This window comes from Micromonospora sp. NPDC003816 (assembly GCF_042874705.1).
In the GTDB taxonomy this organism is placed as follows: domain Bacteria; phylum Actinomycetota; class Actinomycetes; order Mycobacteriales; family Micromonosporaceae; genus Micromonospora.
In genome coordinates this window covers 1-12,237 of record NZ_JBIANP010000021.1, presented here as the reverse complement: position 1 = coordinate 12,237, position 12,237 = coordinate 1, and the positions used below count along the sequence as shown (strand labels likewise).

14 protein-coding genes and 1 pseudogene are annotated in these 12,237 nt (G+C 67.5%); 6 read left to right on the top strand and 9 right to left on the bottom strand.

Annotation, left to right across the window (positions count from 1 at the left end):
- Positions 1 to 85: 85 nt before the first annotated feature.
- A complete protein-coding gene (locus ACFYTT_RS30575; RefSeq protein WP_387264415.1) occupies positions 86 to 295 on the bottom strand; it encodes a hypothetical protein in 210 nt (69 codons plus the stop codon).
- A gap of 189 nt (positions 296 to 484) precedes the next feature.
- On the opposite strand from ACFYTT_RS30575, the gene ACFYTT_RS30570 reads away from it, so the two are divergent.
- On the top strand, positions 485 to 1,144 hold the full coding sequence (locus ACFYTT_RS30570; protein WP_387264439.1) for a class I SAM-dependent methyltransferase: 660 nt from the start codon (positions 485 to 487) through the stop codon (positions 1,142 to 1,144).
- 124 nt (positions 1,145 to 1,268) lie between these two features.
- On the opposite strand, the gene ACFYTT_RS30565 is transcribed toward ACFYTT_RS30570, so the two are convergent.
- The 3 genes from ACFYTT_RS30565 to ACFYTT_RS30555 all read right to left on the bottom strand — a co-directional run bounded on the left by ACFYTT_RS30565 (position 1,269) and on the right by ACFYTT_RS30555 (position 2,887).
- A complete protein-coding gene (locus ACFYTT_RS30565) occupies positions 1,269 to 1,988 on the bottom strand; it encodes a VOC family protein (protein WP_387264413.1) in 720 nt (239 codons plus the stop codon).
- Positions 1,989 to 2,144: 156 nt separating this feature from the next.
- Positions 2,145 to 2,510, bottom strand: a complete 366-nt coding sequence (locus ACFYTT_RS30560) for a DUF4345 family protein (protein ID WP_176093565.1) — start codon at positions 2,508 to 2,510, stop codon at positions 2,145 to 2,147.
- Entirely contained in the window at positions 2,507 to 2,887 is a 381-nt protein-coding gene (locus ACFYTT_RS30555) for a hypothetical protein (protein WP_387264411.1), read from the bottom strand. Before ACFYTT_RS30555 ends, ACFYTT_RS30560 begins: the two co-directional genes overlap by 4 nt.
- 103 nt (positions 2,888 to 2,990) lie before the next feature.
- Here ACFYTT_RS30555 and ACFYTT_RS30550 point away from each other — a divergent pair, with 103 nt between their 5' ends.
- Together ACFYTT_RS30550 and ACFYTT_RS30545 are read left to right on the top strand one after the other, a co-directional pair.
- Entirely contained in the window at positions 2,991 to 3,767 is a 777-nt protein-coding gene (locus ACFYTT_RS30550) for a helix-turn-helix domain-containing protein (protein ID WP_387264409.1), read from the top strand.
- A gap of 343 nt (positions 3,768 to 4,110) precedes the next feature.
- On the top strand, positions 4,111 to 4,641 hold the full coding sequence (locus ACFYTT_RS30545; protein WP_387264407.1) for a pyridoxamine 5'-phosphate oxidase family protein: 531 nt from the start codon (positions 4,111 to 4,113) through the stop codon (positions 4,639 to 4,641).
- Positions 4,642 to 4,743: 102 nt separating this feature from the next.
- Here the strand turns inward: ACFYTT_RS30545 and ACFYTT_RS30540 are convergent, their stop codons facing one another.
- From ACFYTT_RS30540 to ACFYTT_RS30530, 3 genes are read right to left on the bottom strand one after another with little or no spacing between them, the layout of a single operon-like run.
- Positions 4,744 to 6,153, bottom strand: a complete 1,410-nt coding sequence (locus ACFYTT_RS30540) for an RICIN domain-containing protein (protein WP_131051039.1) — start codon at positions 6,151 to 6,153, stop codon at positions 4,744 to 4,746.
- Between the two features lie 27 nt (positions 6,154 to 6,180).
- Positions 6,181 to 7,998 (bottom strand): family 43 glycosylhydrolase, encoded by a 1,818-nt coding sequence (locus ACFYTT_RS30535; RefSeq protein ID WP_387264405.1) that lies wholly within the window; start codon positions 7,996 to 7,998, stop codon positions 6,181 to 6,183.
- A gap of 44 nt (positions 7,999 to 8,042) precedes the next feature.
- Entirely contained in the window at positions 8,043 to 9,434 is a 1,392-nt protein-coding gene (locus ACFYTT_RS30530) for a glycoside hydrolase family 43 protein (RefSeq protein ID WP_131051037.1), read from the bottom strand.
- A gap of 158 nt (positions 9,435 to 9,592) precedes the next feature.
- Here ACFYTT_RS30530 and ACFYTT_RS30525 point away from each other — a divergent pair, with 158 nt between their 5' ends.
- Complete coding sequence (locus tag ACFYTT_RS30525) at positions 9,593 to 9,859, top strand: tetratricopeptide repeat protein (protein ID WP_387264403.1); 267 nt, start codon at positions 9,593 to 9,595, stop codon at positions 9,857 to 9,859.
- Positions 9,860 to 10,089: 230 nt separating this feature from the next.
- Entirely contained in the window at positions 10,090 to 10,530 is a 441-nt protein-coding gene (locus ACFYTT_RS30520; RefSeq protein WP_387264401.1) for a hypothetical protein, read from the top strand.
- 21 nt (positions 10,531 to 10,551) lie between these two features.
- On the opposite strand, the pseudogene ACFYTT_RS30515 reads toward ACFYTT_RS30520, so the two are convergent.
- Both ACFYTT_RS30515 and ACFYTT_RS30510 read right to left on the bottom strand, forming a co-directional pair.
- A pseudogene (locus tag ACFYTT_RS30515) lies at positions 10,552 to 10,818 on the bottom strand (hypothetical protein); the annotation flags it as partial.
- 52 nt (positions 10,819 to 10,870) lie between these two features.
- A complete protein-coding gene (locus ACFYTT_RS30510; RefSeq protein ID WP_387264399.1) occupies positions 10,871 to 11,428 on the bottom strand; it encodes a hypothetical protein in 558 nt (185 codons plus the stop codon).
- A gap of 358 nt (positions 11,429 to 11,786) precedes the next feature.
- Here ACFYTT_RS30510 and ACFYTT_RS30505 point away from each other — a divergent pair, with 358 nt between their 5' ends.
- Positions 11,787 to 12,221, top strand: coding sequence for a hypothetical protein (locus tag ACFYTT_RS30505; protein ID WP_387264397.1), 435 nt, complete (start codon positions 11,787 to 11,789; stop codon positions 12,219 to 12,221).
- The last annotated feature ends 16 nt before the right edge of the window (positions 12,222 to 12,237 follow it).

Sequence of the window (12,237 nt, the reverse complement as noted above, 5' to 3'; positions counted from 1 at the left end):
ATGAAGCCCATCCTGCCGTCCGTGTGCGAGAGCATTTCCGGGCCCTGCGCGGCATCCACCCCTGCTGTTGAGCACACACGACCCTTCACCGCTGCGCGTGATCCCCGTACGGAGAGCATCGACGGCCAAGGGCGTGGCCCAGGTCCCGCAGAGGATTGCCCAGCCGCGCGGCTTCCTCGATCGTGGGCGGGGTGATGGCCGCGCCAGCAGCGGTGTGCGCTCCGGCCTCGTAGAACGCGGCGTACGGATCTTCCGCGGTTGCGCGGTCGAGCCGCAGAACGATGTCATCCCGCACGCGGAGATCCTCATCGCACGTCCCGCGGCATGAGTTGGACACGGCTGGATACGCGGATCTGCCGCATCCGGTCGTGACGCCCTGCAACGTCGCGGTGGGTGAAGTCGGATGTTCCACTCGGTGTCCAGCCCGGCGTCCTGCGGTAGATTCGCTGCCGCGACGGCCGAGGATGGGGAGGGCCAGCGGGGGATGGACGCCAGTACCGAGGAGTTGCGGGACGCGCACAACGTGCTGTCGGAGTGGTATGCGGAGAACCTGGTCGGAGTGTTGGAAAGCATGCCGGTCGAGCGCGCCATGCTCGATCTGTTCGCCGAGTTGACCTTGACCGTGGGTGTAGAGGTCGCGGACGTGGGCTGCGGCACTGGGCGGCTTCTTCCGTACCTCGCGGGTCGGGGTCTGTCGCCGTGCGGGGTGGATCTGTCGCCGGGGATGGTGGAGGTGGCGCGGCGGGAGCATCCGGGTTTCGGCTACGAGGTCGCCGATCTGCGGGAGTTGCCGTTCGGGAACGCGTCGATGGCGGGGGTGGTGTGCTGGTTTTCGTTGATCTTCCTGGCACCGGACGCCCGGGTACGGGCGTTTGCCGAGCTGGCCCGGGTCGTGCGGCCGGGCGGCTATGTGGTGGCGGCGTTCAAGCACGGCGACGGGTCAGGGCATCGAAACGGTCCCGGTAGCCCCGTCGGGAGTCTTGGCGTCGACTTCGATCGGTACTGGCTCTCGGCCCGGGAGATGGAGGATCGCTTCACCGCCGCGGGGTTCGCCTCGGTCTTCCAGGGCAGCACGCCACCGGAAGGGACGGAGCCCCCGTACGGGTACATGCTGGTCCGCAAGACCGGCTCCACGAACACGTAGGGCGCGCATTCGCCGCCGAGCGGACGCGCTGCCTGCCGGCTGCCACCGGCACGCTGTGTGTGGCCGGACGGTGGGTAGGGCCGAAGTCCCCGACGTGTGGTGGGGGCGGAGTTCGTTGAGTGAGTCATCGCAGTGCTGCGGCGAGGTCGGTGGCGTTGTCGAACGTGGGTGCCGCCCGTTCGGTTTCGTCTTTGGTGAGCGTGACGGACTGGGCGCGGGCCAGCATCTCGGCTGCGGTCTTCGGATCGTGCAGCACTATCGCGAGTTCGGCGCGGTAGACCAGGACCTCTACCTGCTCGACCGGGTCGTCGTCGGCCTGTGGCCGGGCCAACGCGCTGTCGAGGATCCGAACGGCCTGTCCGACGTTTCCCCGGGAGTCGGCCTGCACGACAGCATTCGCCAGCGCCTTGGCCAGCCGCCCGGCAGGCGTGGCGGCCGGCATGGGCGCGGTGGGGGCGTCGCGGAAGACGCGGATCCAGTTGCCGCCCGGGTCGATGACGCTGAATCCGCCCACCCCGTCGGCGTTCTTCCGCGCTCTCGGCCGGGTCATCCGTGGCGTTCCGGACACCAGCACCTTGCCGTACGCGGCGCGCATGCCGGCGGCGAATGCCCGGTGCAGCCCCTCGATGTCCGTGGTGAGTACGAGACACGAGCCGTAGGACTGCTCCGGGTCGAATCCGGGGATCTCGAAGAACTGTAGATGCAGGTCTTCCCGCTGCACCGCCACACACGGGTGGGGCTTGCGCTGCTTGTACGTGGTGCGGAAACCGAGAACTCCGTAGAAGGTCTCGATGTCGTCGATGGAGGCACACGGCAGCAGGGGAACGGTCCGCTCGTTGGTCATGCCTCCTTCCTAAACGTCGCAGCGGGTCCGTCGCCCATGAAAATAGCCGATCATCGCCGTCAGCCATCCGATCGACCGATGACCCAGAACGCACCGCCGCCGCACCACGCCATCTTCGGTGCGTTCCTACCCGCCTACGACTCGCCACGATCAGGGTCAGGCGACGCCGAACAGCAGGGCGGAACCGATGGCCTCGATCCAGAAATACCACCAGATCGGATAGAACCCCGTTGCCCTGTCGCCGATGCGGGAGAACAACCGGCCCAGTGCCATCCCGGCAAGGGCCGCTGCGACGGTGATGACCGCGCCGGTCCGGACATCGCCGACATCGAGCGCCGCCGCAGCCAGTACGGCGGCGATCGCCAGGCCGAACCCGCCGTAGACCGCCCGGATCTCCGATCGGCTTTCTGCTGATTCGATGACGATGCGGAAGGGGCGGGCAAGTGCCGCAGGCGCGGCCAGCGCGTAGACGCCCATGCCGAGGAAGAACGTCCCGACGATGATGATGACCGTGGTCGTCATGCGCGCTCTCGAACCGGCGTCGTGCGGCGACCGCAGGGGCTGGACGCGAGCAGTGCCGTCCCCGCCGACAGGACGAGCAACGCGACGGCGTCGACCTGCGCCACCCGGACCACCTGCTGGTGCAGCGATGGGGTGGTCAGTACGAGAAGCAGGAAGGTGCCGAAGCTGGCCGCGTTGATGGCCACCGCGGCGGGGCGCAGGTGCGGGCGGAACGCCGAAACGATGATGGTGACGCCGACCAGAGCGAGCAGGAACGCCCGATGCCGCATGAGTGTCTCCAGGTCCGCGCCCGTGACGTCCACGCCGTAGGCCGTACGGGCCCAGGCCGGCGACACGGCACCAGCGCCGGGCAGCACGTTGAGCAATCCGGCCGCCACGAGGAGCCCTTGCCCCAGTCTCCGCCTGATCCGTCCTGGCGGGCGTAGCGTGCGCGTTGGTCGTTCCTCTGCGGTCATCAGCACGTGTGCGATCATCGGCCACGTGGTCGATGTCCCGCTTCCAGAAACGTGTCGGGCTGACCCGACGAGGATCTGGATCTGGCTCGGACAGGCGGCCTATCTGGGGCCCTCGATGAGGCTGAATGCGCACTCCGGTTCCGTGCACTGCTTCGCATTGGGCGTCGACGCACCGTTCACGCTACAAGCCGACGACATCGGCGAACGGCGCACCCGCAGCGCCCTCATACCGGCGCGAACACGACACCGGGTCATCGCAGACGACGGTCGGATGCTGTTCTTCTACCTCGACCCAGGCTCGGGCCTAGCGGAGGGTGTCCGCGCTCGAATGACCGAACGCACCCCTTCGGTCGGGCTCGACTATCAGCACGAGTCGTCGCTGATCAGTCACGTACAGGAAACCTCGTTCCCCGATCCGGCCCGACTGCGGGAATTCGTCGACCCTCCGAACCCTGACGCGATGGACGAGCGGATCCGCACCGCGATCGGCATCATGCGTGCTCACCCTGACCAGAAGATGAGCGCGCCGCAGCTCGCTGCCGAGGTACACCTGTCGACGTCACGATTTCTGCACCTGTTCTCGGCGAACGCCCACACCAGCTTCCGCCGGTACCGGTTGTGGGCACGGATGCTGCACGTCGCACTCGCGGTCGGCGAAGGTGCGGACCTGACCCGGGCGTCCACCGAGGCCGGGTTCGCCTCGCCGGGACACTTCAGCGACAGCTTCCACGCCATGTTCGGACTGACCGCGAGCAGGCTGTTCTCCGAACACACCCGCCTCGTCGTGCTCGACACGCGGTGACATCCACCTTCGCGCCAACGAGTCCCAGGCCAGGGACGCTCTCCAGCGGGTACAGCGACAAGGCCGCCGCCACCGCACCTGGTGCTGCCGTCCTTGTCTTCGTGCCCCTTGCAGCGCCGGTCAGGTTGTTGGCCGAACGTCCGCTTCTGCCGCAGAGCGTGCGCGTCGCCAGCCGGGAGCCAGTCACGTCGCGCCGGATGCCGTGCGGCCCGCTGGCGTCCGCAAACCAGTCGAAGAAATATGACACAAGGTGTCAGGTTCTGGGGTGAGCATGGGTTCATCGGTCGGCGCCGGTGATGGGCGCGGACCAGGCACGCATAGATACGGAGAGACTAGGACTTCCATGCGCGAAACCCCAGAAGATCTCGAAGACCTCCAGGCCCTCCTTGACGCCTCCCTCGCCAGCTCTACCGCCCACCTCCGCTCGATCATCAACACCGCCCGCACACTGAACGCGGAGCAGCTCACCCAGGTCCTCACCGGCATGTGCACCCTCGCTCTGTCGAGCGTGACGGCGAAAGGCGAGCCACGGATCAGCGGGGTGGACGGGCACTTCCTGCGGGGCAAGTGGTACTTCGGCACGGCGCCCGACGCCGCCAAGGCGCGCCATCTCGCGGCGCGACCCGCCGCCAGCGCCGCGCACATGCGCGGTGAGGACCTCGGCGTCTTCACGCACGGCACGGTGGAGATCCTCAACCCCCGCAACGGCGACCAGGCCACGGACTGGCCGGACGTACTCGCGTACTTGAAGGACTTCTACGGCGACGACCTCTTCGACTGGGACAACGACGTGGTCTACTACCGGTTGCATCCGCACTGGATGACCGTCTACGCCCCAGACATCGCCAAGCTCACCGTGGCGTCCCAGCCCTGATCCACAGTATCGAGGTCTCCGGGTGGACGAAACTCGCATGGCGGCCACCGCTGACCCACGCGGAGTTGGCACCCGTGTGGGTCAGCGGCCCGGTCAGGGCCTCTACTGGAACTGGGAGAAGAAGTTCCAGGCCAGCGCCGGGACCCAGGTCCGGGGTCCGCTGTCACCGGGAGCACCGTCTTGGGGTGCGGCGATGTGGCCGCCGTCGAAGGCGGCCCAAGCCACCGGGTATCCCGTCCGGCAGCCGGAGTAGGTGGTGACGACGTGCGTCAGGCTGCCGGCAGCCGGTTCGCGGGGGCTCTGCGCGGTGCAGCCGTTGTTGCGGACGAACCGGTCCCGCATCGCCCGTGCGCTGGCCGGGTTGTCACCGATGCCGTGTACCCCCAGGTAGGCGACGGGCTGGGTGCCGCCACTGCATCCGCTCAGTTCCCGGGGCGCGGACTGGACCACGACGGCCCGGAAGACGTCCGGCCGGGCGCAGGCGAGGGCGTAGCTCATCGCACCGCCGTAGCTGAACCCGATGGAGAACCGCTGTCGGGTGTTGACGCAGAGCGCCGACTCGATCCGGATGCGGACGTTGTCGATGAAGGTGACGTCCTCACCGCCGGTGTTGGCCCAGCCGTTGCCGATGCCCTGCGGGGCGACGAAGATCGTGCTGTTGTTCGCCAGCCGCTGGAGGCCGTAGTAGGACCAGGTGTTGCGGTCCACGGTCTGGCCTGTGTCCACGTCGACCGCGGTGCCGCCCCACCAATGCAAACCGAAGACCAGGCGGTACGGGTTGTTCTGGTTGTAGTTGGCCGGGATCCGCAGGATGAAGCTCCGGTTCGCGCCGTTGCTGCTGATGGTGTGCGTGCCGCTGGTGATGCCCGGTGCCTTGCCGCAGCCGGAGGTGCCGCCCGGCGGGGACGGGGTGGTCGGCCCTGGGGTGGGGTTGGTCCCGCCGTCGACGCGGACGAGTTGCCACTGCTGGTTGGTGCCGTTCCAGTCGTCGTACTGGACGATGTTGCCGCCGTCGGCGGTCGACGCGCCCTGCACCTCCAGCGCCTTGTTGCTGTTCCGGTTGATCAATCGCACGTGACCGCCGTCGGAGTCGGCGAGCCGGAACTGCTGGTTGGTGCCGTTGTGGTCGGCCCACTGCACGACGGCCGCGCCGTTGGCCGTGGAGAAGTTGTGCACGTCCAGCACCTTGCCGGACAGCCGGGACTTCACCCGGTAGTAGCCGCCGCCGGAGTCGACGAACTGCCACTGCTGCTGGTTGCCGTTGTTCCGCGACCACTGGGTGATCCGCGCGCCGTCGTTGGTGGCCAGGTTGTAGACGTCCAACGCCTTACCGCTGTTGCGGTTCACCAGTACGTACCACGCGTTCGTGTCCACGGTCGCCGCCGAGGCCGGCGACGGTGCCACGACGGCCAGCCCGGCGGCGGCGAGGACCGCCGCGACCGCGGTGGCAAGCGCTGCGGGCCAGCGACGTCCGGGTGGAGAGGCGGGACGAGCCTCTTCCGTGACCTTCATGGATCCACTCCTTCGATCAGGGCGGGCTCAGCTCCGCGACCACTGCATGCTGGTCGCGGTGCCGCAGGTCCGCTGTTCCAGGGCTGCGCCGGCGGTGGTGGAGCCGCCGACCACGTTCAGGCACTTGCTGCTGTTGATGTTGACCAGGTGGTGGTAGCCGTCGCCGGTCGGGCGCCAGTTGAAGACCTGGTTGAGGCCGCTGTGGCAGGTGTATTGGATGACCTGGGCCCCGTCGGCGGTGGAAAAGTCGTTGATGTCGACGCACTTGCCGCTGTTGACGCTCTGTAGGCGGACGTTGCCGTTGCCGGCGTCGAGGAAGCGCCACTGTTGCCAGGTGTTGCCGTTGCTGGTCCACTGGCCGATCACGGCCAGGTCGTTCAGGTTGGGTGACTGGACGTCGATAACCTGCCCGCTGTTGCGGTTGGTGATTCGGTACGCCGAGGGCGTGGGCGTGCCGCCGCTGGTGAACTGCCACCAGTCGACGTTGAACAGGAAACCGGAGCCGCCGGTGAACCGCAGGTAGAGGTCACGGGTGCCGGTCGCCCCGCTGGTCGCGCAGGAGGTGTCGACCCAGTTCTGCCAGCCGCCGGTGCCGGAGACCCGGCAGGTGCCGACCAGCGGACCGGTCGCGCTGTCGAGGCGTACCTCGATGGTGCCACCGGCGGTGGCAGAGGCCACCCGGGCGGTGAAGGTGGTCGCGCCGGTGCCGAACGCGACGCCCTTGACCTTGATCCAGTCGCCGTTCTCGATCGATGCGACGTTCATGCTGCCGCTGCTGGCGCGTTCGGTCTCGATGCCGGAACCCCAGGCGATGGTCTCAGCCTCCTGCCGGACGAACGGGTTGAGGGTGCCGACCTGCGGGACACCGGCGGTGGTCATGTTCATCGACGGGATCGTGCCGTCGGCCCGGTAGGTGAACTTCTCCACCGCGACCGAGCGGGTGAATCCGCCGCCGCCGGGAAGCGCGCCGTTGTGATAGAAGAAGTACGACCCACCGGCGAAGTCGATGATGCCTGGATGGTTGGTGAAGCTGGCGCCCTGCCGGGGCATGACCGTGCCGCGGAAGGTCCACGGGCCGGTGGGCCCGGGGGCGGTGGAGTAGGCGATGTATTCGCCGCAGCACTCGGCGGCCCAGATCATGTAGTAGGTGCCGTTGCGCTTGTAGACCCACGGTCCCTCTTCGTAGAGGGTGGGTCGAGTGGGGTTGCCGGTGCGGGTGCCGAAGCCGGCTGTGGTCAGCGGGATCTGGGTCAGGCCGCCGGAGTACGAGATCATGTCGCTGTTGAGCCGGACGTACCACAGGTTGGGGTTGCCCCAGTACAGGTACGCCTGGCCGTTGTCGTCGATGAAGGCGTGCGGATCGATCTCGGCGTTCTCGAGTAGCGGTCGCCCCAGGGCGTCGCGGAATGGGCCGGTGGGGCTGCTGGACACGCCGACACCGATGGCCATCCGGCCGGTGGCACGGTTCTTCACCGGCACATACCAGTAGAACTGACCGTTGCGTTCGATGACGTGACCGGCCCAGGCGTCGGCGCTGGCCCAGCTGAACGTGGCCAGGTTCATCGGCACGCCGTGGTCGGTCCAGTTCACCATGTCGGCGGAGGAGAAGACCCGCCACTCGCGCATCGTGAAGTACGTCGAGCCGTCCTCGTCGCGTCCGGTGTAGACGTACAACCGGCCGTTGTGCACCAGCGGAGCCGGGTCGGCGGTGTAGACGTGCTGCACGATCGGGTTGTCGGCCTTGGCGCTCGTCCCCGGTAGCACCGCCGTGACGGCGGCGCAGACGCCCAGCAGCAGGGCGATCAGGACGCTGGTTGTGCGGCGACTCGCAAGGGAGCTGCCCATGATTGTTGTCCTCACCTTGTCGTTACGGGGTCAGGTCGCGGTGGCTACGAGGTGACGCGGAAGGTGGCGTCCTGGCGGTCGGCGGCGGCTGATCCTGCGCTGAGCGGATCGATGCGCAGCAGGTAGCCGGCGTGCCGCAGGTAGTACGTGGGGAAGTTGTACGACCGGAACGACGACCAGGAACTGTCGGCCAGGCCGGCGGTGCGGTAGAAGGTGGCGTCGGCGCGGAAGGTCGAGCTGCCGTCGTTGGCGGCGAGCCGCGCGACGTAGCCGCTGTGCCGGAGGTAGTTGCCCGGCCGGTTGATCGACTCGAACGAGACGCCGGTGGAGTCGGCCAGGCCAGGGACCATCCGCCAGAGCTGGTCCTGGTGAGGGTCGAACGGGTATGGGTCGAGCCGGATGGCGCCGTTGCTGTGCCGGACGAAGTAGTCAGGAAGGTTCGACGACTTCAGGCGGACCCAGTTCGGCAGCCCCCAGCGGTTGACGGCGTTCTGGTATTCGACGTCGGTGATGCCGACGATCGAGCCGTGCTTGGAGTTCAGCGGCGGCGTGTAGTCACGTTGGTTCGCCACCGCCCACGAGTTGCCGCCGACGTTGCTCGTTGACCAGAGGTACATGTCGTTGTTGATCGGGCCGAACGAGTCGCCCCACAACCACCAGGCGCCGCCGTCGTTGCGCGGGACCAAGTGTGCGCCCTCGATGGCGGTACCCTGGCGTAGCCCGCTGGTGAAGGTGGTGAAGCTGTTCGGGGCGCCGGTACTGGAGCGGGCACCGTACAGGTTTCCGTTGGCGAGGTTCTTGTAGAACATGTACGTCACGCCGCCGCTGACCCGGATGTCGGCGTCGAGCACCGGGAAGCCGGGGCTGAAGTAGGTCTGCGGGACACTGACCGTGCGGAAGTCGCTGGTGTAGTTGACCAGGAACAGGTCCGTGGTGGTGTTGGCGGAGTAGACGATGCCGTACTGGCCGCGTGACGCGTCCCAGAACACCGTCGGCGCCCAGGTATGGACGTTGCTGTAGGTGTGCATCCTGAGCAGGCGGTACCCGGTGAAGCTGGTCAGGTCCGTCGAGTCCCAGACGTGCAGGTACTGGCTGTTGCGCCCGAAGTTGAGCCCCCTCAGGTCGGTGGCGACCACCACGAAGGTGCCGTCCTGCTTGCGGTGGATGTAAGGGTCGCGCAGGCCGAGGTCACCGGCGGTCGGCGTGACGACGGGGTTGTTCTGGTTCAGCGGGATCCAGTTGAGACCGTCCCGGCTGACCGCGAGATGCAGGCCGTAGCTTGACCCCGACTGGTTCGGCGTCTCGGTGAAATAGGCGTTGAGGTATGCCGTGTTGGGTGCCGCCAGGGCAGATCCCGGGCTGACCGTCAGTCCGGTCGCAGTGAGCGCGCCAGTGGCGAGCGCGCCCAGGGTGAACTGTCGTCGATTCAAGGGCATGGTGGTGGCCTTTCTCGCGGTGGTTAGTGCCTGTGGCCAGAGAGCTGACGGCGATCGGTCGCCTGTGCGGCGTCCAGAAACCCATCCGCAGGTTTCGATGTGAGCGCTAACATATCAGTCCCTTAACATGCCGGCAAGACACCCGTAATTGGTCAGACGTGCGATGTAACCGCAGGCGAAGGTGCGGACAGCGGGTGGCACAGGACCGAGAGCGGATACTGGGCGCCGACCACACCGCATCGCTGAACGCGCGCCGCAATCTGGGACTCGCACTCGCGATAAGAGGCCAGCACCATCGGGCAAGAAGCGTCCTAACGGACGTACTGGCCGACTACATACGCGTGCTGGGCGCAGCGCACCCATACACCGCGAGCGCCCAGTCGAGCCTGGACCGGCTGCCATCGCTACACGAGTTCACTTGGTGAATGATCATGAGCCGGGTGCATCTACGTGTCGCGGCGGTCCGTGGATCTTTAGAACTGACCATAGCCGGTGGCAGGGTCGGTCACCTCGACGGAGACTCCCACAGCTCAGCCGCCAGAAGAGGCGGTACGGGGCCTGGAGCCGTACCGCCTCGTCTGTTCGTAGGGTGGTGGGAGCCGCGCCCGCAGCGGGCCGGCTGTCGGTTCCTCGTTCGCGCCGTGGGAGAGACACCATGACATCCACGTCTGTCCGACGGTTGACGGGCGCGGTCGGTCAGGTCGTGTTGGGCGTGATGCTGCTCGTTGCTGGCGCCGCCCACCTGACCGTCGCGCGCGAGGAGTTCCTGGCGCAGGTGCCCTCCTGGCTGCCGCTCGATGCTGATCTCGTCGTCGTTGTTTCCGGAGTGGTGGAGATCTGTCTGGGGCTGGCTCTACTCGCCGCGTGGAGACAGCCCGTGCGTGGCCTGACCGGAGTGGTCGTAGCGGCTTTCTTCGTCGCGGTGTTCCCGGGCAACATCGCTCAGTTCAGTGAAGGGCGTGACGGATTCGGCCTGGACACCGACGCGGCACGGGCGGTCCGCCTGCTCTTCCAGCCGCTGCTCGTGCTCTGGGCGCTCGCCGCCACCGACGCGGTTCCCGCGCTGCGCTCACTGCGCCGTCGCCCCGAATCCTGACGTCCCGACCAGGTCGAGGGCTTACCCGAACCTTGGGTCAGCCCTCGACGGTGTAGCGGCCAAGTCACAGCCATTTTCATCCTGCGTAGGGTTGGCTTCGATGTGGTGCAGCGCGAGGATGGCCTGCACGATCGAGGTCGTTCGTTGTGGGCAGCAGCGCAGCTTGGCCAGGATCTTCCAGGTCATGAGGGTGGCGATCGCGCGTTCGTCCCGGGCGGGGATTGTCGCGTGGGCTCGGTTCACGGCCTTCTGCCGGTGTGACGGCTTCGGCCGGAAGCGGTGCCGCTTTGACAGACCCTTCGCTCAGCGGTTTCCATCTGGGTAATGCAGTTGTTGGGTGTCACTCGCGGGTGAGTCCCGGTGGTAGCGCGTCTTCGTCGGGTCGGACTCGGCGGGCGTTGGCCAGAGGGTTCTGTTGGAGGGTGTTGATCAGCGGTTCCGGGCCGCCGAGGCAGGTCCAGGTGTCGTCCCAGAGTGCGGAGACCAGCCATGAGCGATCGGCGGGGAAGAACAGGTCGGGTAGCGATCCGTCACCGTGGCGCATGTGGCCGGTGCGCCAGGTGAGTGCCTGCTCGGGTCCGGCCTCGACCAGCACGTAAGGCCAGTTCCAGTAGAGCGACACCCTGGGGCCGCGGGGAAAGACGATGTCGTGGGGGCCGGTGTCGAGGTAGGCCAGCCACCAGGGCTGCTCGGGGGTCTGTGCGGTGAGGTCCTGGACCAGGGCGTGTTCATAGGCGGCGACGGTGACGCCGTCGGGCTGGTGGGTGGTGGCGTAGGCGTCAAAGATCGGCGGGATGGCGGTGGTGATCGAGGTGCCGGCGGTGGTGTGACCGGCGATCCACTCCACCTCGGCGGCGGCGCCGATCCGCCACTTCCGCCCGTCCTTGCTCAATTGCACACCGCTATTCAAGCCGCTGTGGTCGCGGTTGGCGCGGGAAACAGGGTGTTCTCGGCGGGGCCGACGGCGCCGCCGGGGCAGCCGCGAGATGCCGAGCCGGATGAACCTGGCGGGTGAGCCCGGATGAGCAGCCTCGGCGACAATCCCTGCAGGTCGGATGACCCGTACTTCAGCGGGAGTGACATTCCGACTGGGCCGAATCGAGTTCAATCGGATCTGTTGGCTCGGGCAGGATGTCGGGGTGATCTGGGGGAGACGGGGCAGCGGGGTTCAGCGGTCGACGGTGGGAGAGGACGGGCCTCTCGGGAGGGTGCGAGTCGCGGTCGACGACGCTGCCGGCGCGGGCCGGTGGGAGGCGTTGGACTATCTGGTCGAGGTTCTGTTCGAGGTCGATGCTGCCGGCGATGAGGTGGTGGCGGGGTCGGCGTTGATGTTGGTGGCTGGCGCTGCGGGGTTGGTGGTCCGGTTGGACCGGCACGCGCGGCGGGCGCCGTGGTATGGCCCGTACCAGGAGTCCGCGTTGTGGCGGGTCGGGGCGCGTTTGTCGGTCGCGTCGTCGGGGCCTGTCGCGATGGCGCTGGCGAGCATGCATGGGGACGGGCGGATCCGGGAACGCGCGGTCGCGGCGATGGTCGGTCGGCCGTGCCCGGAGGTGATGCCGTTCCTGGTGCTGCGTGCCGGTGATTGGGTCAAGCCGGTACGGGACCGGGCGCGTGAGGTTCCCCCCGGGATGTGGACACCGGGTTATGCCGCGATCTGGTGCAGCGTAGTCGGTGCGAGTGTCTGTTCGTAGTCGGCAGGGCTGAGAT